Source organism: Neorhizobium turbinariae, from assembly GCF_023223505.1.
GTDB lineage: Bacteria > Pseudomonadota > Alphaproteobacteria > Rhizobiales > Rhizobiaceae > Neorhizobium > Neorhizobium turbinariae.
In genome coordinates, this window is the sequence record NZ_JALPRY010000052.1 from 1 (window position 1) to 1,545 (window position 1,545).

At 57.5% G+C, this 1,545-nt stretch carries 2 protein-coding genes; both read left to right on the forward strand.

Translation table 11 applies throughout. From position 1 onward, the window contains the following. Positions 1–62 precede the first annotated feature (62 nt). Entirely contained in the window at positions 63–953 is an 891-nt protein-coding gene (locus M0654_RS22565; protein ID WP_248684990.1) for an IS110 family transposase, read from the forward strand. Then, positions 920–1,210, forward strand: a complete 291-nt coding sequence (locus M0654_RS22570) for a transposase (protein WP_248684991.1) — start codon at positions 920–922, stop codon at positions 1,208–1,210. Before M0654_RS22565 ends, M0654_RS22570 begins: the two co-directional genes overlap by 34 nt. Positions 1,211–1,545 lie beyond the last annotated feature (335 nt).

The window sequence follows — 1,545 nt, forward strand, 5'->3', positions numbered from 1 at the left end:
TTGTAGATGCTATGGACGAGCCGCCCGGCTCATCCGCTTCATCGACAACGAGGAGGCCTCCGATGAACGAGAACGCCAAGTCCAGTGTGTCAGTGTATGCAGCCATTGAGTTGAGCAAATCCACATGGCTAGTTGCGGTGCTTTCCCCAAGCTCAGATCGCGTGAAGCTTCGGCAGGTTCGCGGGGGCGATACCGCAGCGCTCGTCGGGATGCTGGAGAGCACCCAAGCGAGCGCAGCGCAGATAGATGGATGTCCCACAGAGATCGTCGTTTGCTTTGAGGCCGGATATGACGGCTTTTGGTTGGCAAGGTTCTTGCGGAAGCGAGGCATTCGTACATCTGTACTGGATTCCACCAGCTTCCCGGTCAACAGGCGAAGCCGCAGGGCCAAAACCGACCGGCTTGACGCTGAGTCCATGGTTCGAATGTTCCGCTCTTTCGACCAGGGCGACAAAACGGTGTGCCGCGAAGTTCGTATTCCCGCACCGGAGGAGGAGGATGCCAAACGCCTCGACAGAGAACGCCTGCAGCTTTCGGCAGAGCGGACACGCCACGTGAACCGTATCCGTGCCCTGCTCAATCTTCACGGTATCCGTCAGGTCAAGGCTCTCTGGGGAGGCGACTGGCGCAAATGGCTGCAGGTGGTCAGAACAGCCGATGACCAACCACTCGGCAAATTCCTCGCAGCAGAACTGAGTAGGGAGTTCGAACGCCTTGAACTTGTTCACGCGCATATCCGTGATCTCGACCGCCAACTTGAAGACGGTTTGAAGGATGGTACTCTGTGCATTCCCAACGTCGACAAGGTTCACCGCATCGCCACGCTCAAGGGTATTGGCAGATTGAGTGCTGTCCTGCTGGTGTCGGAGGTATTCCACCGACAGTTCGCAATCGAAAGTGTTTGGCGAGCTTTCTTGGCTTGGCACCAAGTCCGTATGCAAGTGGGGCTGTGAAGCATGATCAGGGGATCAGCAAAGCCGGTAACCGCTTCGCCAGACGGCTGCTCGTTGAACTTGCGTGGTGTTGGCTGAGGTATCAGCCGGCAAGCGCTTTGTCCCAGTGGTACCGTAGCACTTTCGGGGCGAGTTCGGGCCGATCTCGCAAGATCGGCGTCATTGCGCTCGCTCGAAAGCTTGCGGTCGCCATCTGGCGATTTGTTGAAGACGGCCTAGTCCCACAGGGGGCGTCGCTGAAAGCGGAAGCTGTATAAGAGTTCCATGCGCCGACGGGCGACTGGAGAGAAGAGCGGCTGCCGAGATTGAAGATGGTACGGATAACATCCGCCGTGTTGTAGTGTGGCGCTGCTCTTCAGTACTGCTTGGCCCCATGAATGGGATCGTGGTTGAGGTCAAATCCTCGCCGTATACAAGTCGATGCGCCGAGTGCGCCAGCACGCCAACGCAGCCCAGTCAGGAGTTAGAAGGATGCCGCCAATGACTGCTTGACAGAACCGCCATCATACAAGTCCTCGATCCATCCGTCGATGAACCGGAGCGCTGTTTTGGCGTCCGGTAGAGCTGATATGCGGATATAGTCCCGCTTCAG